Source organism: Streptomyces sp. NPDC012466 (assembly GCF_042955215.1).
Taxonomy (GTDB): Bacteria; Actinomycetota; Actinomycetes; order Streptomycetales; family Streptomycetaceae; genus Streptomyces.
Genome location: NZ_JBIBEQ010000004.1, coordinates 279,315 through 298,798, shown reverse-complemented (window position 1 = coordinate 298,798; position 19,484 = coordinate 279,315). Strand labels below are relative to the sequence as shown.

Annotated in this window: 19 protein-coding genes and 2 pseudogenes; 10 read left to right on the top strand and 11 right to left on the bottom strand. The window is 72.4% G+C overall.

Translation table 11 applies throughout. The features are described from left to right. Nucleotides 1-461: 461 nt before the first annotated feature. The 4 genes from ACFY9E_RS17215 to ACFY9E_RS17200 all read left to right on the top strand — a co-directional run bounded on the left by ACFY9E_RS17215 (nucleotide 462) and on the right by ACFY9E_RS17200 (nucleotide 3,780). Nucleotides 462-980 carry a toxin-antitoxin system HicB family antitoxin gene (locus tag ACFY9E_RS17215; protein ID WP_390984369.1) on the top strand — a complete coding sequence of 173 codons (519 nt, stop codon included), beginning with the start codon at nucleotides 462-464 and terminating at the stop codon, nucleotides 978-980. A gap of 78 nt (nucleotides 981-1,058) precedes the next feature. After that, nucleotides 1,059-1,907 carry a DUF4097 family beta strand repeat-containing protein gene (locus ACFY9E_RS17210; protein ID WP_390984366.1) on the top strand — a complete coding sequence of 283 codons (849 nt, stop codon included), beginning with the start codon at nucleotides 1,059-1,061 and terminating at the stop codon, nucleotides 1,905-1,907. Between the two features lie 83 nt (nucleotides 1,908-1,990). Continuing rightward, a complete protein-coding gene (locus ACFY9E_RS17205; RefSeq protein WP_390984364.1) occupies nucleotides 1,991-2,965 on the top strand; it encodes an ATP-binding cassette domain-containing protein in 975 nt (324 codons plus the stop codon). Further along, nucleotides 2,962-3,780, top strand: a complete 819-nt coding sequence (locus ACFY9E_RS17200) for an ABC transporter permease (protein WP_390984361.1) — start codon at nucleotides 2,962-2,964, stop codon at nucleotides 3,778-3,780. The genes ACFY9E_RS17205 and ACFY9E_RS17200 overlap by 4 nt, the downstream gene beginning before the upstream one ends. Before the next feature lie 392 nt (nucleotides 3,781-4,172). Here ACFY9E_RS17200 and ACFY9E_RS17195 read toward each other — a convergent pair. Further along, nucleotides 4,173-4,928: pseudogene (locus ACFY9E_RS17195) on the bottom strand (MFS transporter); the annotation flags it as partial. Here ACFY9E_RS17195 and ACFY9E_RS17190 point away from each other — a divergent pair. Further along, a pseudogene (locus ACFY9E_RS17190) lies at nucleotides 4,915-5,427 on the top strand (DeoR/GlpR family DNA-binding transcription regulator); the annotation flags it as partial. The pseudogenes ACFY9E_RS17195 and ACFY9E_RS17190 sit on opposite strands and share 14 nt — an antisense overlap. Nucleotides 5,428-5,509: 82 nt before the next feature. Here ACFY9E_RS17190 and ACFY9E_RS17185 read toward each other — a convergent pair. After that, entirely contained in the window at nucleotides 5,510-6,160 is a 651-nt protein-coding gene (locus ACFY9E_RS17185) for an NAD(P)H-binding protein (protein WP_390984358.1), read from the bottom strand. A gap of 294 nt (nucleotides 6,161-6,454) precedes the next feature. Between ACFY9E_RS17185 and ACFY9E_RS17180 the strand changes: the two genes are divergently transcribed. Together ACFY9E_RS17180 and ACFY9E_RS17175 are read left to right on the top strand one after the other, a co-directional pair. Then, nucleotides 6,455-8,140: an RNase J family beta-CASP ribonuclease gene (locus ACFY9E_RS17180; RefSeq protein WP_390984356.1), complete on the top strand. Its 1,686-nt coding sequence runs from the start codon at nucleotides 6,455-6,457 to the stop codon at nucleotides 8,138-8,140. A 57-nt stretch (nucleotides 8,141-8,197) separates the two neighbouring features. Continuing rightward, the gene (locus ACFY9E_RS17175) at nucleotides 8,198-8,926 is read left to right on the top strand and encodes a spermidine synthase (RefSeq protein WP_390984353.1); all 729 of its coding nucleotides are present in this window, start codon (nucleotides 8,198-8,200) and stop codon (nucleotides 8,924-8,926) included. A 75-nt stretch (nucleotides 8,927-9,001) separates the two neighbouring features. Here ACFY9E_RS17175 and ACFY9E_RS17170 read toward each other — a convergent pair whose 3' ends face one another. The 9 genes from ACFY9E_RS17170 to paaA are packed head-to-tail and all read right to left on the bottom strand — an operon-like array spanning nucleotide 9,002 to nucleotide 16,632. Beyond that, nucleotides 9,002-10,261: an aminotransferase class V-fold PLP-dependent enzyme gene (locus ACFY9E_RS17170; protein WP_390984350.1), complete on the bottom strand. Its 1,260-nt coding sequence runs from the start codon at nucleotides 10,259-10,261 to the stop codon at nucleotides 9,002-9,004. Further along, nucleotides 10,258-11,106, bottom strand: coding sequence for an alpha/beta fold hydrolase (locus ACFY9E_RS17165; protein WP_390984347.1), 849 nt, complete (start codon nucleotides 11,104-11,106; stop codon nucleotides 10,258-10,260). The genes ACFY9E_RS17170 and ACFY9E_RS17165 overlap by 4 nt, the downstream gene beginning before the upstream one ends. Next, nucleotides 11,096-11,944 carry a tryptophan 2,3-dioxygenase family protein gene (locus ACFY9E_RS17160; RefSeq protein WP_390984344.1) on the bottom strand — a complete coding sequence of 283 codons (849 nt, stop codon included), beginning with the start codon at nucleotides 11,942-11,944 and terminating at the stop codon, nucleotides 11,096-11,098. Before ACFY9E_RS17160 ends, ACFY9E_RS17165 begins: the two co-directional genes overlap by 11 nt. Nucleotides 11,945-11,968: 24 nt before the next feature. Next, complete coding sequence (locus ACFY9E_RS17155; RefSeq protein ID WP_390984342.1) at nucleotides 11,969-12,745, bottom strand: SDR family oxidoreductase; 777 nt, start codon at nucleotides 12,743-12,745, stop codon at nucleotides 11,969-11,971. Between the two features lie 58 nt (nucleotides 12,746-12,803). Further along, nucleotides 12,804-13,940, bottom strand: coding sequence for a 2Fe-2S iron-sulfur cluster-binding protein (locus ACFY9E_RS17150; protein WP_390984340.1), 1,137 nt, complete (start codon nucleotides 13,938-13,940; stop codon nucleotides 12,804-12,806). 8 nt (nucleotides 13,941-13,948) lie between these two features. Continuing rightward, nucleotides 13,949-14,464, bottom strand: a complete 516-nt coding sequence (paaD, locus tag ACFY9E_RS17145) for a 1,2-phenylacetyl-CoA epoxidase subunit PaaD (RefSeq protein ID WP_390984337.1) — start codon at nucleotides 14,462-14,464, stop codon at nucleotides 13,949-13,951. After that, nucleotides 14,458-15,246: a 1,2-phenylacetyl-CoA epoxidase subunit PaaC gene (paaC, locus tag ACFY9E_RS17140; RefSeq protein ID WP_390985100.1), complete on the bottom strand. Its 789-nt coding sequence runs from the start codon at nucleotides 15,244-15,246 to the stop codon at nucleotides 14,458-14,460. The genes paaD and paaC overlap by 7 nt, the downstream gene beginning before the upstream one ends. Nucleotides 15,247-15,256: 10 nt before the next feature. After that, nucleotides 15,257-15,568, bottom strand: coding sequence for a 1,2-phenylacetyl-CoA epoxidase subunit PaaB (gene paaB / locus ACFY9E_RS17135; protein ID WP_390984334.1), 312 nt, complete (start codon nucleotides 15,566-15,568; stop codon nucleotides 15,257-15,259). After that, complete coding sequence (gene paaA, locus ACFY9E_RS17130) at nucleotides 15,565-16,632, bottom strand: 1,2-phenylacetyl-CoA epoxidase subunit PaaA (RefSeq protein WP_390984332.1); 1,068 nt, start codon at nucleotides 16,630-16,632, stop codon at nucleotides 15,565-15,567. The genes paaB and paaA overlap by 4 nt, the downstream gene beginning before the upstream one ends. A 332-nt stretch (nucleotides 16,633-16,964) precedes the next feature. On the opposite strand from paaA, the gene ACFY9E_RS17125 reads away from it, so the two are divergent. The 3 genes from ACFY9E_RS17125 (at nucleotide 16,965) to ACFY9E_RS17115 (ending at nucleotide 19,481) form a co-directional block, all read left to right on the top strand. Beyond that, nucleotides 16,965-17,213, top strand: a complete 249-nt coding sequence (locus tag ACFY9E_RS17125; protein ID WP_390984329.1) for a phosphopantetheine-binding protein — start codon at nucleotides 16,965-16,967, stop codon at nucleotides 17,211-17,213. Continuing rightward, nucleotides 17,213-18,697, top strand: coding sequence for an AMP-binding protein (locus ACFY9E_RS17120; protein ID WP_390984327.1), 1,485 nt, complete (start codon nucleotides 17,213-17,215; stop codon nucleotides 18,695-18,697). Before ACFY9E_RS17125 ends, ACFY9E_RS17120 begins: the two co-directional genes overlap by 1 nt. Before the next feature lie 115 nt (nucleotides 18,698-18,812). After that, nucleotides 18,813-19,481, top strand: a complete 669-nt coding sequence (locus ACFY9E_RS17115; RefSeq protein WP_390984324.1) for an enterobactin synthetase — start codon at nucleotides 18,813-18,815, stop codon at nucleotides 19,479-19,481. Nucleotides 19,482-19,484: the final 3 nt, after the last annotated feature.

The following is a 19,484-nucleotide window of genomic DNA, read 5'->3' as shown; positions in this document are numbered from 1 at the left end:
CGGTCGGGAAACCAACGACGCCGCCAGTGGTGCCACTATGGCACATCATGGCGCCATCGTGGGTGGCATTTAGTGTCGTTGCGCCACCCCTCTCACAAGTGGGCAGGTCAGGGGCATCGACGCGACTATGTTCGCGCCGCGAGGGCGGCACCAGCCTTGGCCGCGCCCGGCCGCATCCGCCGGGCCCAGACCTGGGGCACCACCCCCCATGGCCGACCAGGAGACGATGCGGGCCGGCTTCCCGCGACGCTCCATGGGGCCCCATGGATCACGATGGCACCGGATGGCATGGCGGGGCGTCACACCACTCCCCCAAGCACGCGTGAGCACGCATGGCACCGCGACGACTCCGGGCACGCCTTGCCGCATCCCTGCAGCTCACGACGATTTCTCGGTCGACTTGCCGCCGGATGACGTCACTCGTCTTGCACATGACGCCACGATGGTGCCATCATGGCGTCATGGACCTCACCCCGTATGTCGACGCCCTCCGCCGCGAACTGGCGGTGGCCGCCGAGGCCGGCGGCGACGAAGCCCGCGAGCTGGCTGAGCGACTCACCGCTCCGCTGGAGTCGGCGGCCCGCCTGACCATGCTGAGCGTGCTCTCCGCCGCCATGGACGAGATCACCCGCGAACTCGCCCCCGGTTCGGTCGACGTACGACTGCGCGGTATCGACCCCGACTTCGTGGTGACACCGCCGCCCGCGGACGACATCGCCTCCATGGAACCGGCCGTGCCCGCCGAACCGTTCACGGCGCAGGCGCCCGCCGACGGTGAGGAGGGCGGTACGGCCCGTGTCAACCTGCGCCTGCCCTCCCACCTCAAGGCTCGCGCCGAGGAGGCCGCGAGCCGCGAGGGCCTGTCGGTCAACGCGTGGCTGGTGCGCGCCGTGTCGGCCGCGGTCGACGGCGGCACCAGGCCCCGTACGCCGGAGAAGGCCCAGACCGTCGGGCAGAGCTTCACGGGCTGGGTGCGCTGACCGCGCCTTCGCCAGCACCACCTCACCCTCGCGTCCCACCAGTGGGGACGTCTCCAGACTCAAGAGGACGGGACAGCCATGCCTTCTTTCGACACTCCTGAAGCGATCTCGGTCACGGCTCGCGTGGAAGCCGGTTCCCTTCAGTTCACCGCGAGCGACCGCTTTGACACGGTCGTCGATGTGCGCCCCCGCGACCCGAAGAAGGACCTGGACGTACGAGCGGCCGAGCAGACCGAAGTGGCCTTCTCAGGCGGCGTGCTGACCGTGAGGACCCCCAAGGGCAATCTGCTCGGGCTCGGCCGCACCGGCACCGTCGACGTGACGGTCGAACTGCCCGCGGACTCGCGCATCGACATGACAGGCGCCTGGGCCCAGGTGCTCGGCGAGGGCCGGCTCGGCGAGGTCAGCGTGAAGACCTCGTCCGGCGACGTCCGCCTCGACACGACGGGCCCGCTCCGGCTGACCGCGTCCCATGGCTCCATCACCGTGGGCCGGGTCGAGGGCAGGGCCGAGATCACCACCAGTTCCGGCAGCCTGCGCGTCGGCCTCATCGACGGCCCCGCCGTCCTGAAGAACTCCCATGGCACCACGACCGTCGACGCCGCCATCGGCGAGTTGCGGGTGAGCGGCGCCAACGGTGACATCGAGATCCGGCGCGCCGAGGACTCCGTCACCGCCACCACTGCCCACGGCACCCTGCTCGTGGGCGAAGTGGTCCGTGGCACCGTCCAGTTGGAGACCAATCACGGCTCCATCGACATCGCCGTCCGCGAGGGTACGGCCACCTGGCTCGACGTCAGCGCGGGCTCCGGCCAGGTGCGCAACACGCTCACCGCGTCCGAGACCCCGGAAAAGGGCGAGGACACCGTCAAGGTCCGCGCCCGCACCAAGTACGGCAACATCGACATCCGCCGCGCCAAGGTCTGACCTCGGAACCACCCCGGCCTCAACTCGCCCACCCCTGCCACTTCACGCCTTCGGAACGGGAGGACCCCGTGTCTTCTTCTGTCATGCCCACATCACAACAGGCCGATCACGCGTCACCGGCCGCCGTCTCCACCGTCGGCCTGCGCAAGTCCTACGGCGACAAGCTCGTGCTCGACGGCATCGATCTGCACATCCCCGCCGGGTCCGTGTTCGCACTGCTCGGGCCGAACGGCGCCGGCAAGACCACCGCCGTGAAGATCCTCTCCACGCTCATCACCGCCGACGGCGGCCAGGCGCGGGTCGCCGGTCACGACGTCGCCACGTCACCGGACGGGGTACGCGCCGCGATCGGTGTCACCGGGCAGTTCTCCGCCGTGGACGGTCTGATCACCGGCGAGGAGAACATGCTGCTGATGGCGGACCTGCACCACCTCCCCAAGCGGGAGGGCCGTCAGGTCGCCGCCGAGCTGCTGGAGCGGTTCGACCTGGTCGAGGCGGCGAGGAAGCCGGCCTCCACCTACTCCGGCGGGATGAAGCGCCGCCTGGACATCGCCATGACCCTGGTCGGCGGCCCGCGGATCATCTTCCTCGACGAGCCCACCACCGGTCTCGACCCGCGCTCCCGCCACAACATGTGGCAGATCATCCGCGGGCTGGTCGCCGACGGAGTGACCGTCTTCCTCACCACCCAGTACCTGGAGGAGGCCGACGAACTCGCCGACAGGATCGCGGTGCTCGACGACGGGAAGATCGCCGCCGAGGGCAGCGCCGAAGAACTCAAGCGGCTGATCCCCGGCGGGCACGTCCGGCTCCGCTTCACCGACCCGGCCGCCTACCGGAGCGCGGCCTCCGCGCTGCGTGAGGTGACCCGGGACGACGAGGCGCTGACGCTGCAGATCCCCAGCGACGGGAGCCAGCGCGCACTGCGGGCCCTCCTCGACCGGCTCGACACCGCCGGCATCGAGGCCGACGAACTGACCGTGCACACCCCCGACCTCGACGACGTGTTCTTCGCCCTCACCGGCGGCACCGACCAGCCCAAGGAGGCTGTGCGATGAACTCCCCCCTGGCCCCCGTCCGCCCGACCGGGATCTCCCTCGCCGTACGCGACTCGTCCACGATGCTGCGCCGCAACCTGCTGCACGCCCGGCGCTACCCGTCGCTCACCCTGAACCTGCTGCTCACGCCGATCGTCCTGCTACTGCTGTTCGTCTACGTCTTCGGCGACGTGATGAGCGCGGGCATCGGGGGTGGCGGCGCCGACCGCTCGGAATACATCGCCTATCTCGTCCCCGGCATCCTGCTGATGACCATCGGCGGCACCCTGGTCGGCACCGCGGTGTCCGTTTCCATGGACATGAGCGAGGGCATCATCGCCCGCTTCCGCACCATGGCGATCCACCGCGGCTCGGTGCTCATCGGGCACGTCATCGGCAGCGTGCTGCAATCGGTCATCAGCGTGGTTCTCGTCGGGGCCGTCGGAGTGGCCATCGGCTTCCGCTCCACCGACGCCACAGCCCTGGAGTGGCTCGCCGCGTTCGGTCTCCTCACGCTGTTCGCCCTTGCCTTCACCTGGATCGCGGTCGGGATGGGCATGGTCAGCCCCAGCGCGGAGGCAGCCAGCAACAACGCGCTGCCGCTTGTCTTCCTGCCACTCATCTCCAGTGCCTTCGTCCCGGTCGACGCCATGCCGGGCTGGTTCCAGCCCATCGCCGCGTACCAGCCCTTCACCCCGGCCATCGAGACCCTGCGCGGGCTGCTGCTCGGGACCGAGATCGGCGACAACGGGTGGATCACCATCGCCTGGTGCCTCGGACTGGCGGCGCTCGGCTACCGGTGGTCGAAGGCGGTGTTCAACCGCGACACGAAGTGACCACACCAGTGGTGGTCGAGGCCGCCGGTTGGGTCTCTGGGCGTGGTTCCGGACGCGGTGCGGCGTCCGGCTGGCCGGCCGGGCGATCCGAAGCGGATCGTGCACCGCTGCGCCGTGCCCGCCTCACCGAGTTGTACGCGGTGGGGCGCCGGCCGTCCCCTGGCCGTCACGTCGGCCCGACGCCAGGGGAGAACTCTGCGCCCGTGTGACCGGGGTGGTCACGGCCGTCATGCCGTGTGCCGGCGCACACGGGCGGTTTCCCTTCTGACCCAACATGAGCGTGATGCATGGCCGCCGTGATGGAGTCCGCCTGAACCGGCGGGCTCGGCGCTGCCGGTGCATGTGAGGCAGGAAGCCGCGCAAGGCGCGGTCAGGCCGCGCCGCGCAGGCGCTCAGGAGCTCAGCTCGACCGTGGGCGACCGGTCCGGTGAGGAACGCAGGACGCCGGCCGCGACGGCGGCGGTCGCGCAGAACAGGGTGAGCAGCAGAAACGTGTGGTTGAGGGCCATGACGTGGGTCATCCAGCCGATGACGGCGGGGCCTGCCAGCATGCCGATGTAACCCAGTCCGGCCACCCGGGAGACGTTGGTGCCCGCGGCGGCGGGATCGGCGTGTCCGGCGGCGCTGAACAGTTGCGGGATGCAGCCGGACAGACCCAGGCCGAACAGCGCCCAGCCGGTCAGCGCCGCCCAGACCCAGGGCGAGAGGGCCACCGTCGTGATGCCGACGGCGGCCAGAGCCGCGCCGTACCGCAGGACGGCGACCGGCCCGAACCGGGCGGATATCCGGTCCGCCATGAGCCTGCCGGCGGTCATGGTGGCCGCGTAGGTGCCGTAGGCGAAGGCGGCGGTGCTCTCCGGCGCGTCCAGGACATCTCTCAGGTGCAGGACGCTCCAGTCGTTGGCGGCTCCCTCGCAGAGCATGACCAGCAGAGCCAGGACGGCCAGGAGCCAGATCCGGGCGGGAACGGCACGCTTCTTCACCTCGGGCTCGCCCGTCGCGTCGTCCACTGGGGCGATCGACGGGGCGGGCAGAAGACCACGAGCCGACACCAGGGCGACGATCGCGCCGGCGCCGGCAGCGGTGCCCAGTGTCGTGGCCGGTTCCCAGCCGATGTCGAGGGCCGCGGCACCGGCGAGCGCGGCCAGGCTGATCACCGACGGCGAGACCGTCCTGCTCGACAGCGGCACGACCTGTCTGGAAGTCGCACGCCTGCTGCACGGTCGCCAGGTGACCGTCATGCCCCTGTCGCTGCAGGCGATCCACTCCCTCAGCGACGCCCCCGAGCCGACCTCGCTCCTGGTCCCCGGAGGCCGGCCCCGCGCCGGCGAAGGAGCCCTCATCGGGCCCCTCACCCTCGCCTCCCTGTCGGCGCTGCGTTTCGACACCGCCGTCCTGGGCTGCTGCGGCTTGACCGCCGACGACGGCATGACCGCCTACGACCTCGACGAAGCAGCGGTGAAGAAGGCTGTCATCACCTCGGCGCGCCGCGTCATCGCCGCCGCCGACGGCAGCAAGCTGGGCCGCACCGCTCAGGCGTACGTCGGCCCCTCCGCCCTGGTGCACATCCTCGTCACCGACACCACCGCACCCGACGACGAAACCACCGCACTCGAGAACAACGGCACCACTGTCGAGATCGTCTGAGCCCGGCTGCCGCTGCCTCGCAGAACGGCATGCCAGGGACCGGGTCAGACGAGGGTGACCTGTGCCAGGACAGCCGGCCAGGTCAGCGGACGTTCGCTCGGACCGCCTCCTGAACGGGCGTCGACCCCTCGTTGAGTTCGAGGATCTGCCGGCCGATCCGGGGCTCGTGGAGCAGTTCCGCGAGGGTGGCGGCCACATCGTCGCGAGTGATCTCACCGTGGAGCTCTGCCGGGCCGAGGGACACGGTGCCGGTTCCCGGACCGTCGAGAAGGAGTGACGGACGCAGGATCAGCCAATTCAGATCGCTGCGGCTGACCGCGACGTCTGCGCCCTTCTTCACGGCGAAGTAGTACTCGACCTCCTCGCCCAGGTCGCGTTCCCGCCAGGATTCCGGAAGCACCGACACCAGCACGAAGCGCTCCACACCGGCGACGCGGGCAGCTTTGATCGCTTTGACGACCCCATCGCCGTCGATCGCCGTCGTGACTTCCCTGCTGCCGCCGTTCGATCCGGCACTGAACACGATCACGTCGACGTCACCGAAGGCCGCCGCGAGTTGGTCCACGGTCATGCGGGAAAGATCGCCGACTCGTGCGTTCACACCTCGCGTTGCGAGTTCGGCCTGCTGGTCCTCCCGCCGGACCAGCCCGTGGACGGCGTCTCCCCGAGAGCGCAGTCTCTGCGCCAGCAGACCACCGATACCGCCGGTGATGCCGATGATGAAGACGTCCACGCCGGATGCTCCCTTCTCTCGATGCAGTTCTTCGGCTCCGGCGTCGGACCGGCGCCTCGATGATCAACGAGCCGTGTCCGCGCGGCTATTCCAGGCATGCGGAGGCCGCGGTCCCGGCCCTTCACCCGAGGCGGAGGCATGGGCCGCACGACGATCACGGCCACCACCGAGCAGGCCACCAGGCCGGCACGACACCTCTGCGGGACGGGAGCGAGAGCCATGAGGTTCGCCGGGAAGCCGTGTCACGGGGCAGGCAGTGGATCATTCCAGCGGGCCCTCCGGTAGCGTCGGGGTATGAGTCATCCGCACCCCAATTTGAAGGCCGCCCCTCCCCTGCCGGCCGGAGGCCTGCGCGTCGTCGCCCTCGGCGGCCTCGGCGAGATCGGTCGCAACATGACCGTATTCGAGCACGAAGGCAAACTGCTGATCGTGGACTGCGGAGTGCTGTTCCCGGAGGAGAACCAGCCCGGCGTGGACGTGATCCTGCCGGACTTCACCTCTATCAGGGACCGCCTCGACGACATCGTGGCCATCGTGCTCACCCACGGCCACGAAGACCACATCGGCGGCGTGCCCTATCTGCTGCGGGAACGGTCGGACATTCCCGTCGTCGGCTCCAAGCTCACCCTGGCCTTCCTGGAGGCCAAGCTCAAGGAGCACGGGATCAGGCCCCGCTCGGTGCGTGTACGCGAGGGCGACCGGCGTGGTTTTGGTCCCTTCGACTGCGAGTTCGTGGCCGTCAACCACTCCATCCCGGACAGCCTCGCGGTGGCCCTGCGCACCGCGGCCGGGCTGGTGCTGCACACCGGTGACTTCAAGATGGACCAGTTCCCGCTGGACGACCGGATCACCGACCTGCGTGCCTTCGCCCGGCTCGGCGAGGAGGGGGTGGACCTGTTCCTCACCGACTCCACCAACGCCGAGGTCCCCGGCTTCACCACCTCCGAACGTGAGCTGAACCCCGCGATCGAGCAGGTGATGCGCACGGCCCCGCGGCGGGTGATCGTCTCCAGCTTCGCCAGCCACGTACACCGCATCCAGCAGGTCCTGGACGCCGCCCACGCGCACGGCCGCAAGGTGGCCTTCGTGGGCCGCTCGATGGTCCGCAACATGGGCATCGCCCGCGACCTGGGCTATCTCAAGGTTCCGTCCGGCCTGGTCGTGAACGCCAAGGAGCTGGAGAAGCTGCCGGACCACCGGATCACCCTCGTGTGCACGGGCTCCCAGGGCGAACCCATGGCGGCACTGTCGCGGATGGCCAACCGCGACCACTCGATCCGCATCGGCAAGGGCGACACCGTCCTGCTCGCCAGTTCCCTCATCCCCGGCAACGAGAACGCCATCTACCGGGTGATCAACGGCCTGACCCGGTGGGGCGCCAACGTCGTCCACAAGGGCAACGCCAAGGTGCACGTCTCCGGCCACGCCAGCGCCGGGGAGCTTGTCTACTGCTACAACATCGTCCGCCCCCGCAACGTCATGCCCGTCCACGGCGAATTCCGTCACCTGCGGGCCAACGCCGACCTCGCCATCCGGACCGGTGTGGATCCCGAGCGGGTCGTCGTCGCCGAGGACGGTGTCGTCGTCGACCTCGTCGACGGCCGCGCCGCCATCACCGGCAAGGTGCCCGCGGGCAATGTCTATGTGGACGGGATGGAGGTCGGGGGCGCGACGGAGGCCTCGCTCAAGGACCGTCTCACCCTGGCCGAGGAAGGCGTCGTCACCGTCGTGGCCATCGTCGACGCCGACACCGGCGCCTTGGCCGAGGCTCCCGACTTCCTGGCCCGCGGCTTCGTCCACGACGAGACCACCTTCGAGCCGGTCATCCCCGTCATCGAGAAGACGTTGGCCAACGCCGCCCAGGAGGGCGTCGGCGACGCTCACCAGCTCGAACAGCTCATCGCCCGGGCCGTGGCCAACTGGGCGTTCCGCACCCACCGCCGCAGGCCGCTGGTCATCCCGGTCATCATCGACGCCTGAGCCGGAACGCCATCACGAGAGTCGCCGACCCCGACCGGGCGCGGAGGAGGAGCACGAATGAGCGCGCGCTTCGAGGAGATCGACTGGCAACCGACACCGATCGGTGAGATCAGTCTGCGCCGGCGCCGCGACCCGGTGTCGGGCGACGACGTGTACGAGGTGAAGCTCGGCGACGAGTTCCTGATGTCCAGCCTCTTCACCACCGGTGAGACCGCCCTGGCGGAACTGGCACTGGCCGAGCTGCCGGACACCGAACTGGATGTCGCCGTCGGCGGCCTGGGGCTCGGCTACACCGCCCAGGCCGCACTGGAGGACCGCCGGGTGCGTTCGCTGACCGTGATCGACGCGCTCGCCGAAGTCATCGACTGGCACCGGCGGCACCTGGTGCCCCTGGCGGCCCGGCTGACGTCGGACGCCCGCTGCCGCCTGGTGCACGGTGACTTCTTCGCGCTGGCCGCCGACCCCGGCGGTCTGGACCCGGAGCAGCCGGGCCGCCGCTTCCACGTCATCCTGCTCGACGTCGACCACTCACCGCGCCATGTGCTCCACCCTCGGCACGCGGCGCTCTACCGGCCCGCCGGGCTCCGCGCCCTCGCCGGCCACCTCCGTCCCGGCGGGGTCTTCGCCCTGTGGTCGAACGACCCGCCCGACGAAGAGTTCACCACCGCGCTCACGGAGGTCTTCGCACACGCGGCGGCCCATGTCGTCGACTTCGACAATCCCCTGCGCGCAGGCACCTCGGCCAACACCGTCTACCTGGCCGGCAAGGCACCGGACACTCCGTAGGACGACGGCTCGCCCGGGTCCGCCGATGCCCGCTCGTCGTGTCCCTTGCCCCGGGCGCGCAGCCGGTTGCCGGCCTCAGGTCACCGGCCCCGCGGCCGGCGGCGTGGGGTCGTAGGCGGCGGACCGGGTGAGGTCCCGCAGGTGGAGCGCGGCGGTGAGCAGGTCCCGGTGGCTGGTGTAGAGGGCGTTGACGCCGAAGCGCAGCAGGTCGGGCGCGCGCATGTCGGCGATGACGCCTCGCTCCGCGAGAGCGGCGACCAGTCCGCGGGCATGCGGGTGGCGGAGGGTGACCTGGCTGCCGCGGCGGCCGGGATCGGCCGGGGTGACGGCAGCGAAGCCCAGAGGGGACAGGAGTTCGTCCGCGCAGCGCAGGAAGAAGCCCGTCAGGGACAGGCTCTTGGCACGGACCTGGGTCAGGTCGACGCCGTCGAAGGCGGTGAGGGCCGCTTCGAGGGCGAGCAGGGACAGGATCGGTGGGGTGCCGATGCGGGCGCGGGCGATGCCGGGGGCGGGCGTGTACTCCCGGGCCAGGGCGAACGGATCGGCGTGGCCGGTCCAGCCCGGCAACGGCGTCTCCAGCGCGGCGTGGTGGCGGTGCGCCACGTAGAGGAAGGCCGGGGCGCCGGGGCCGCCGGAGAGGAACTTGTAGCCGCAGCCGACCGCCAGGTCCACGCCGAGGGCGTCGACGTCGAGGGGCAGGGCGCCGGCCGCGTGGCACAGGTCCCACAGCGCGAGGGCCCCGGCGTCGTGGACGGCCCGGGTCAGCGCCCCCATGTCGTACAGCTCTCCGGTGCGGAAGTCGACGGGCGCGTAGCTGACGACGGCGACCCGGTGGCCCTCGGCGGTGAGGAAGCGAGGGAGGTCCGCCGGTGGCACCCGCCGTACCTCCAGATCGCGGCGGCGGGCGACCGCGTCGGCCAGGTAGCGGTCGGTGGGGAAGTGTCCGGGGTCGGTGACCAGCAGCGGGCGGTCCGGGCGGAGCGCGGCTGCGGCGTCGAGCGCGGTGAAGAGCTGCACGCTGGTGGAGTCGCCCGCGACCGTCTGCCCGGGCGCGGCCCCGAGGAGCGCGCCGATGGCGTCCCCCACCCGCAGCGGCGCCTCCCACCAGCCGGACGCGTTCCAGGAGCCGATGAGTCCGGTGGCCCACTGGCGCCGCACGACGTCGTCGATGGCCGCCGGTACGGCTGCGGGCAGCGGGCCCAGGGAGTTGCCGTCGAGGTGGACGACGTCCGGCGGGAGCAGGAAGCGTGCGCGGAGGGGGGCCAGGGGATCGTCGGTGTCGAGTCGCGCGGCCCGCTCGCGCAGGGCGGCCGGGGCGGAGAGTGCGGTGGTCATCGGTGTGCGGCCTCCTCGCGCGCGCGGCCGGGGTCGCCGGGCGGGAAGGCGGCCGCCATGTCCCTCAGGGTGTCGGCGACCGCGCGGGCGCCGGGTGCTCCCGGTTCGATGAGGGTGTAGTGGCCGGTGCCGGGCAGGACGACCGTCCTGAGGTCCCGGTGCACGGCCGCGTAGTCGCTGAACTGGGTGAGCGGGACCTCCTCGTCGGCGGCGCCGTGCAGCAGCACCGTGGGAACGCCGGTGGTGCCGGCGTCGCGCAGCAGGGTGAGGGGGTCGACCTCGGGCAGCCGCTCGGTGAAGTGCTGTTCACCGCCGAGGAGTTGCAGCGCGGCGCCGTTGCTGAGGTCGTCGCGGCGGGTGGCGGTGAGGTCGGTGATCGGGGCGAGGGCCAGCACGCTCGTCGGCAGGGTGCGGGTGTGCCAGCGCGAGCCGGGCGGCAGCAGCCCCCGGGCGGCGCACCACAGGGCCAGGTGGCCGCCGGAGCAGTGGCCCGCGAGGACGTACGGGCGTCCCTCCGGCAGGGTGTCCACGATGCGGGCGACATCGTCGAAGGTCTCGGGGTGGCCGCCCGCGCCGCCGGACCGCCGGAAGCCGGGGAGCAGAACGCTGAACCCCTGCTCGGAGAGGTAGGCCGCGAACGGGGTCAGGTGCATCCGGTCGTAGCGCCAGTAGCCGCCGTGCAGCAGGATCACCAGCGGGGCGTCGGGGTCGTCGGACGGCCAGGCGTCGTAGGACTGGTGGGGGTGGTCGCCGTAGCGGCCGTGCACCGGTGCCAGCACCGGCTTCAGGCTCAGGACCCGCTGCTCCTCCTCGGCCGCGAAGGCGGAGATGACCCTAGAGGTCACCGCGCACCTCCCACAGTTCGGGGAAGACCGGCCGGGCCGCCCGCTGCTCCAGCCAGGCGAGTCCGGCGGATCCGGCGCTGCCCGGTTTGGCGCCCATGGCGCGGCGGACCACCAGGACGTGGTCGAACCGCCAGCGGGTGACGAGTTCGGCGATGTCGGTGAGCAGTTCGCCCAGCGCCAGGTGGGGGTGGTGCTGCGGTCCGGCGTAGACGTGACGCCAGGCCTCGGCGACCCCGGGGTCGCCGGTGTAGGCGCTGGTCACGTCCCGCTCGCGGACGTGGTCCGGGACGGGTAGGCCCTGGCGGTGGAGGTAGGCCAGCACCTCGTCGTACAGGGACGGTTCGCGGTAGGTCTCGGCGAGCGCCTCGTGGACGGCCGGGTCCCCGCGGTGGGCGCGCAGCAGTCCGGCGGACTTGTCACCGAGGAGGAACTCGATGTGCCGGTACATCGCCGACTGGAAGCCCGACGCCTTGCCGAACGCGGCCCGGAAACCGTTGAACTGGGCGGGGGTCAGCGCGGCGATGGGCGCCCAGGCCCCATTGAGGGCGGTCAGCGCGCGGCGGCTGCGCGTCAGCGCGTCCATGGCCGCGGGCAGGTCGTCCTTGGCGAACGCCACCCGGGCCGTGCGCCATTCGTACACGATCAGGGTGAACCACAGCTCCATCACCTGGGTGGTGACGAGGAACCCCATCTCGTCCGGGGCTTCGGTGAGCGGGTGCTGCAGCGAGTTGAGGACGAAGGCGTGCACGTAGGTGTCGTAGGGGCTGGCGCCCGCGAAGGGCCGGGTCAGGGCGTCGTCCGTCACCGGCTCGTCGAGGGTGGTCGTACGGTCGTTCATCGCATCTCCTTGGGGTGCGTGCGGTCACACACCGAGGTGGGCGCCGCCGGAGGCATCGATCCACTGGCCGGTCACCCAGCGGGCGTCGTCGCTCGCGACGAAGGAGACGACGTCGGCGATGTCCACCGGGTCGCCGAGCCGGCCGAACGTGGAGGCCTCCGAGTAGCGGCGGCGGATCTCCGGGACGGCGAGGGTGGGGTTGATCTCCGTCTCGGTGTAGCCGGGTGCGACGGCGTTGACGGTGATGCCGCGGGGGCCGAGTTCCTGGGCGAGGGAGAGAGTGAGGTAGTCGAGGGCGGCTTTGGTCATGGTGTAGGAGACGATCGCCGGGAAGGCGACGCGGGTCGCGACGGAGGAGATGTTGACGATCCTGCCGCCGTCCCGCAGGCGGTCCAGGCCGCGCTGGATGATGAAGAACGGCGCCTTGGTGTTGATGGCGAAGACGCGGTCGTAGTCGGCCTCGGTCACCTGGGTGATCGGGCGGGGGACGGTGATGCCCGCGTTGTTGACGAGGATGTCCAGGCCCGCCGGAGCGTCCTGCTCCGCCATGGCCTCGTCGAAGGCGGACCACAGGGTGTCGGCGTCGCCGGGGACGCCGAGTTCGGCGTGCACGGGGACGGCGCGTCCGCCGTCGGCCTCGATCTCCTTGACGGTCCGTTCGGCGGCCGTCAGGTCGTGGCCGTAATGGACCGCCACCAGGGCGCCCTCGCGGGCGAGACGGCGGCTGATGGCTCTGCCGATGCCCCGGCTGCCTCCGGTGACCAGGGCGGTCTTGCCCTCGTGCCGGGCGGTGACGGTCATCGTGGGTCTCCTTCGCTGAGTGGTGGCGTGGCGGTGCGGAGGTGGGGTGGTGTGGGGGTCAGGCGTCGAAGTCGAGGGTGATCTCGGGGGTGCGCGGCCGGGCCCGGCAGACGAGGGTGTAGCCGGCGTCCCGGTCCCGCTCGTCCAGGGCGTGCTGGCGGTCCGCCGTCACCTGTCCGGACAGGACCTTCGCGCGGCAACTGCCACACACGCCCTCACGGCAGGCGTACGGCACGTCGGGGTGGGAGCGCAGCAGCGCGTCGAGGAGGGCCGGGTCGTGCGGCTGGACGGTGGCGGTCCGGCGGCGCCCGTCGAGCAGGGCGGTGACCCGGGCCTCCCCCGCCTCCGGTGCCGGTCCGGTCGTCTCCGGCGGCCGGGGTGCCGTACCGGCGGCCGTGAACAGCTCCCAGCGCACGAGCGACGGATCGGCTCCCGCGTCGGCCAGGACCCGCCGTGCGGTGTCGATGAGGCCGGGCGGTCCGCACAGGGCGAACGCGGTGTCCGGACCGGGACGGGCGTCCACGGCCGCCAGCAGCCGGCGCAGCCCGGCCACGTCCAGCCGCCGCGCCGGCAGGTCTCCCCCGCTCCCCCGGTCCTCACGGGTCAGCACGTACAGGACGGTGAGACGGCCGACGAACTCGTCCTTCAGCTCGGCGAGTTCGTCGGCCAGTACGGCGTCGGCGGAGGTGCGGACCGAGTGGACGAGGCTCACGCGGCAGGCCGGGTCCCGGCGCAGCACGTGGGCGGCCATGGGGGCCAGGGGCGTGATGCCGGTGCCGCCCGCGAGGAGGACGTGGTGGGCGCCGGGCAGCTCCGGCAGGGCGAAGGTGCCGGTGGGCGGGGAGAGTGCGAGGTGGTCGCCTCGTGCGAGCCGGGTGGTGGCGTGGTCGCCGAAGCCGCCGGGACCGCCCCGTTTGATCACCAGGCGGAGCGTCTCGGGTGCGTGCGGCGGCGGGCAGATCGAGTAGGTGCGACGCAGTTCGGCGCCGGCCCGGCGGTGCCGGACGGTGACGTGCCGGCCGGGGTGGTGGGTGAAGACGTCGCGCAGTGCGGCGGGCACGTCCAGGGTGACGGCCACCGTGTCGGCGGTCAGGTGCCGGACCTCGGTGACGTCGAGCAGGTGCCAGCCGGTGCGGCGGGGCTGGGCGGCCGGCACCTCGTCGAGGGGGGCGGGGGGAACGGCGGTCGTGTTCACGGTGTGTCTCACAGTGCGGTCAGGTAGGGGAAGGGCTCGCGGCACGCCGTGCACCACAGCACCGACTGGCATCGCGAGGGCCCGAAGTCACTGTGCGGCCGGGTGGCCCGTGAGCCGCAGTGCGGGCAGGGCACCGCGCCCAGTTCGACGGTGACCGGGCTGTCCGGGGCCGGGGACACGGGCGGGGCGATGCCGTGTGCGGCGAGCGTGCGCCGTCCCTCGGGGGTGATGCGGTCCGTCGTCCAGGGTGGTGTCAGGACCTGCCGCACACGGCCGTCGGGGTGTCCGCAGGCGGCCAGGACGTCCCGTACCGCGGCGGTGATCTCGGGCAGCGCGGGGCAGCCCAGGTAGGTGGGCGTGATCTCCACCTCCAGTACGCCGTCGGCGCCCGGGGCGACGGAGCCCACCACGCCGAGATCACCCAGGCCGATCACCGGCAGTTCCGGATCCGGGAGCGCCTCCACCTGCTCGCGCACCTCCTCGGCGGAGCGGCGGGTCGTGGCCGGTGCGGGCCCGTTCACCACGTGCCCCCGGGGAACTGCCGCCGCACCGACTGCAGTTCGGCGATCAGCGGACCGAACTCCTCGGTGTGCAGGCCCGAGCGGCCGCCCTTGGCCGACCAGGTGGGCGTCGGCACGGTGAGTCCGGCCTCGGTGACGACGCCGGTGACCCGCCCGAGCCAGGCCTCACGCAGAGGTGCCGGTGAGGGCACGGTGCCGGACGCGGCCAGGCGGCGCAGCACGTCGTCCTCCTCGAAGAGTTCGCCGGTGTACGGCCACACGCGTTCCAGGGCGTGTCGCATGCGGCGGGCGCTCTCCTCGGTGCCGCGTCCCAGGGTCACCGTCCAGCGGTTCGCGTGCAGCCGGTGGAAGGCGACCTCCTTGGCGGCGCGTGCCCCGAAAGCGGCGAGATCGGTGTCGGCGCAGTGGGCGAGCGTCTCGTAGTACAGGACGGCGTAGTGGCTGTAGGCGAGCTGCCGGGCCACGGTCGTCGCGAAGTCCCCGTTGGGGAGTTCGGTCAGCAGGACGTTGGTGAACTCGCGTTCCGGGCGGGTGTAGGCGAGGTCGTCCTCGGTTCGGCCGGTCCCGTCGAGCCGTCCGGCGCGGGTGAGCAGGGCGCGGGCGTGGCCGATCAGGTCGAGGGCGATGTTGGACAGGGCCAGGTCCTCGTCGATGGTCGGCGCGCGGGTGATCCACTGGCACAGGCGCTGTCCGAGGACGAGGGCGTCGTCGCCGAGGCGCAGGAGGTGCCGGGCCAGGTCGGGGTCGGCGGACGGCGGTTCAGCCGGCAGGAGGCCCGGGCGCACCGCCGGGACATCACTCGTGGTGCTCACCTTCGGGGCCTTTCTCGGTCAGCGGCGCGTAGTGCTCGGGGTAGCGGTACGGCTTGTGGCAGGCGCCCGCGAAGTAGGGGTCGCGTTCGTCCGGGGAGGCCGTGTGCACGGCGTCGGAGCGGACCACCCACAGCGACAGCGGCTCGCCCCGGCGCGTGTACAGGTCGCGGGCGGCGGCCAGCGCCGCGTCCGGGCCGGCCGCGCGCACCGACCCCACGTGCTGGTGGGCCAGGCCCCGGCGGGCCCGCAGGAAGACCTCCCAGGACGCCGGCGCGCCCTCCCGTGTCCCGCTCATGCGTCCTCTCCTGCCGTCGCCTCCGTCCGGGCGGCATACGCGGCGGCGGCCTCCCGGACCCAGGCGCCGTCCTCGTGCGCGGCCCGGCGGTGCGCGATGCGCTGCCGCGCCCAGTGGGTGTCGTCGCCCAGGGCCTCGCGGTAGGTGTCCCAGTCGATCGGAGTGAAGTCGTAGTGGCCGCGCCCCTCGTTCCAGCGGATCGCCGGATCGGGCAGCGTCAGGCCGAGCCGTTCGGCCTGCGGGACGCACTGGTCGACGAAACGCTGACGCAGTTCGTCATTGGTGTGGCGCTTGATGCCCCAGGCCATCGCACGGCGGGAGACCGCGGCCCCCAGCGCGGCCGTCCGCGCGTCGGCGCCGCCCGCCTCGGTGTCGGGCGGCCCGAACATCAGCGCCACGGCCGGCAGCCACCAGCGGTCCACCGCGTCCTGCGCCATCTCCTTCTGCTCCGGCGTCCCCTCGCACAGGGCGCGCATCAGGTCGTAGCCCTGCCGCACGTGGAAGGCCTCCTCCTGGCAGACGCGGCGCATCGCCCGGGCGTACGGCCCGTAGGAGGTCCGGCACAGGGGTGCCTGGTTGATGACGGCGGCGCCGTCCGTCAGCCAGGCGATGGCCCCGGTGTCCGCCCAGGTCAGCGCGGGGTGATTGAAGGTGGCGGAGGCGCGCTGCCGGCCGTGGTGCAGGGCGTCAAGCAGGTCGGCGCGGTCCACGCCGAGCGTCTCGGCGGCGGAGTACAGGTACAGGCCGTGGCCGGCCTCGTCCTGGACCTTGGCGAGGAGGACCGACTTGCGGTGCAGGGACGGGGCACGGGTGAGCCAGGCGCCCTCCGGCTGCATGCCGATGATCTCGGAGTGGGCGTGCTGTGCGATCTGGCGGACCAGCATGCGGCGGTACCCGTCGGGCATCCAGTCACGCGGTTCGATCGTTCCGCCGCCCGCGATGAGCGTGTCGAAGTGGGCGAGCAGTTCGTCGTCGGCGCTGTGGGCCGCCTCGGCGCCGGCGCCGGAAGGGGCACCGGCCGCGGTGATCGGGGCGCGGGCCTCGGTGGTGGTCCGCGCGGTCACCGGGCACCGCCCGTGCGTCCGGGATCCGTCGCGGCGGTGCGGCGCTGCGGGCACCGTCCCGGGGCCCGGACCCGTACCGGCTGCCTGGGCACTCGCATCACTCCTTGGGCTCGGCCCGCCCCCGCCCGGCCGGGAGCGGGCCGGGCTGAGCGGGTGGCTTCGTTGCGGTAAGAGGCCGGGCCCGGGCCTGGCTATCCCCGCCGCGCGAGGTTCGGGCGCGTGACAAAGCTCACGGGCCGACGCGGGGAGTGGGACCGGCCGTGCCCGCCTCTTCAGGGGGTGACAGTCGTACACCGCGCGGCGGCCGGCACGCCGAGGCGAAAGGGGAAACCATGAGCACCATCAGGGAGTTGCTGGTCGAACTCACCGGCACGCCCGAGTACGCCGACGGGATCGGCGACGACGTCGACCTGGCCGCCAGCGGCATCGACTCCGGGGACCTGGTGCGCCTCGTCCTCCTGGTCGAGCAGCGGCTCGGCGTGGAGATCACGGCCGAGGACATGGAGAAGCTGCACACGATCGGCGACTACGAGCGCTTCGTGGCCGAGCACTCGGTCGCCGGCGCGAGCGGCGGTGCGTGATGTGGCTGACGCAGCTGCTGGAGCGCAACCGCCAGTGCCGGCCCGGCAGGACCGCGCTGGTGGACGAGGAACGCAGCGTCACCTGGGCCGAATTCCACGACCGCACGGTGGAACTGGCGCGCGGCCTGGCCGAGTTGGGCATCGAGCGGGGTGACCGGGTCGCCGTGCTCTCCAAGGACCGGATCGAGGTCCTGGAGAGCTACTTCGCGCTGGCCCGGCTGGGCGCGCTGTTCGTGCCGCTGAACCACAGCCTGGCCGAGCCCGAGGTCGCCGGGATCGTCGAGCGCGTCGGTGCGGTGGCCGTCCTCGGTGAGTCCGAGCTGCTGGACCGGCACACCGGGCTGCCGGCGTCGGTGCGGATCCGGCTGGCCCTGGACAAGCCCGCCTTCGCGGCGCTGGGCACCCTGGCCGCCGAGCGAGAGCTGCCGGACGTCGCCGACACCGACCCGATCGCCGTGCTGCACACCTCGGCGACCACCGGGCAGGCCAAGGGAGTCACGGTCGACAGCGCGTCGTTCCGGGCCATCGCCCTCGGCTGGCTGGTGATGGCCCGCCCCACCGACGACATCGTGATGGTCAACTGCTGCCCGCTGTACCACGGCAGCATGGTCGTGTCGCTGACCTACCTGGCGGCCGGCGCGACGGTCGTGCTGATGCCCGGTTTCACCCCGCAGCGGGCTCTGTCCGCGGTGGAGCGGCACCACGCCACGCACATGTGGCTGGTGCCGCAGATGCTGCGCTTCATGCTCCAGGCCAAGGCGTCCCACCGCGCCGACCTGTCCTGCCTGCGGGAGATCCTGTACGGCGCCGCCCCCATGCCGCTCGACGTCTACGCCGACGCGGTCGAACGGCTCGGCTGTGGCTTCCGGCAGGTGTACGGCATGACCGAGGTGGGCGGCCCGTTCGTCACGCTCGGCCCCGACGAGCACCCCGCCCCCGGGGACGTCACCGCCCGCATCCCGTGCGGGCGGGTCGTGCCGGGCATGTCCGCCCGCGCCGTGGACCCGAGCGGCCGGGAGCTGCCGCCCGGCGAGATCGGCGAGATCGTGGTGCGCGGGCCGGGCGTCATGCAGGGCTACTGGAACGACCCGGAGGCCACCCGGGAGATCTCCCTCGACGGGTGGATCAGAACGGGCGACCTCGGCTTCATGGACGACGAGGGCCGCATCAGCCTGGTGGACCGCACGAAGGACGTCATCATCCGCGCGGGCCAGAACGTGTACCCCTCGGAGATCGAGCGTGCCCTGGCGACCCACCCGGCGGTCCGGGACGCGGCGGTCGTCGGGATGCCCGACGAGGACTACGGCGAGGTGCCGCTGGCGTACGTCGCCCTGGAGCCGGGAGCGGAACCGCAGGCGTCCGCGCTGCTCGCGCATGTCGCGGGTCTGCTCGCGCCGTACAAGCGCCCGCGGCGGGTGGAGTTCATCGAGCAGGTGCCGCGCAACCCCGCCGGGAAGATCATCAAGAAGCTGCTGCGGGTGTGAACGCGTGCGGCGCACGGTGATGACCGGGCGCCCCGCGCCGACCGGGCCGGCCACGACGGAGACGTCGTGGCCGGCCCGGTCCGGTCGGGGGCCCGCGGGGGCAACGGAAGGTGACGTGTCCGCGCTGCGTCCGCTGCTGGCCGCCGCCGGGCTCGGTCTGGGCGTCGCGGCCGTCTCGGAACCGTGTCCGGAGCCGGCCGGGCCCGCCGAAGCGGCCGCCGCCGCGGCCATGCCGACGCGGCGGCGGCTGGAGTTCCTGGCGGGGCGGCGGGCCGCCCGGCGGGCCCTGCGCGCGGTGGGGCTGGAGTGCGGGGAGATCCCCAGGTCGGGACGGCTGCCGGTGTTCCCTCCGGGCCGTGCGGCGTCGATCTCGCACAGTGCCGGGATCGCCGTCGCCGTGGCGCGTGTGCCCGGCCGGGACCTGCCGCTCGGCTGCGACCTGGAGCTGCGGCCCCTCCCCCGCACCGCGAGCCGGCTGGTGCTGCGGGCGGACGAGGAGGCACTGCTCGACGACGAGGCGACACCGCTCGGTGCGGGCACGGCCTGGTCGGTGACGATGCTGTTCTCCGCGAAGGAAGCCGCGTGGAAGGCGCTCACCGCGTCGGAGGGTGAGCGCCGGGCCGGACCGGCGGGGAGTCTGCGGGACCTGCGGGCGTTCCCCTGCGGGGACGACCTGCTGGTGCGTCTGCGCACGGAGCCCGCCGACGCGGTGCGGGTGCGGGTGGTGCGCGTCGGGGCGGGAGTGTTCAGCTACGTCCTGGGCCGGGCCGGCGACCGCCTCTGAACA

What these genes read in the sequence shown, in the direction of transcription:
- ACFY9E_RS17215 (WP_390984369.1), top strand. Translation starts at nt 462, where the DNA reads ATGGACCTCACCCCGTATGTCGACGCCCTCCGCCGCGAACTGGCGGTG.
- ACFY9E_RS17155 (WP_390984342.1), bottom strand. Translation starts at nt 12,745, where the DNA reads ATGACCGTCACCGCCCGGCACGAGGGCAAGACCGCCCTGGTCACCGGA.
- ACFY9E_RS17205 (WP_390984364.1), top strand. Translation starts at nt 1,991, where the DNA reads ATGCCCACATCACAACAGGCCGATCACGCGTCACCGGCCGCCGTCTCC.
- ACFY9E_RS17180 (WP_390984356.1), top strand. Translation starts at nt 6,455, where the DNA reads ATGAGTCATCCGCACCCCAATTTGAAGGCCGCCCCTCCCCTGCCGGCC.
- ACFY9E_RS17170 (WP_390984350.1), bottom strand. Translation starts at nt 10,261, where the DNA reads ATGACCACCGCACTCTCCGCCCCGGCCGCCCTGCGCGAGCGGGCCGCG.
- ACFY9E_RS17200 (WP_390984361.1), top strand. Translation starts at nt 2,962, where the DNA reads ATGAACTCCCCCCTGGCCCCCGTCCGCCCGACCGGGATCTCCCTCGCC.
- ACFY9E_RS17120 (WP_390984327.1), top strand. Translation starts at nt 17,213, where the DNA reads ATGTGGCTGACGCAGCTGCTGGAGCGCAACCGCCAGTGCCGGCCCGGC.
- ACFY9E_RS17125 (WP_390984329.1), top strand. Translation starts at nt 16,965, where the DNA reads ATGAGCACCATCAGGGAGTTGCTGGTCGAACTCACCGGCACGCCCGAG.
- ACFY9E_RS17175 (WP_390984353.1), top strand. Translation starts at nt 8,198, where the DNA reads ATGAGCGCGCGCTTCGAGGAGATCGACTGGCAACCGACACCGATCGGT.
- ACFY9E_RS17210 (WP_390984366.1), top strand. Translation starts at nt 1,059, where the DNA reads ATGCCTTCTTTCGACACTCCTGAAGCGATCTCGGTCACGGCTCGCGTG.
- paaB (WP_390984334.1), bottom strand. Translation starts at nt 15,568, where the DNA reads ATGAGCGGGACACGGGAGGGCGCGCCGGCGTCCTGGGAGGTCTTCCTG.
- ACFY9E_RS17160 (WP_390984344.1), bottom strand. Translation starts at nt 11,944, where the DNA reads ATGAACGACCGTACGACCACCCTCGACGAGCCGGTGACGGACGACGCC.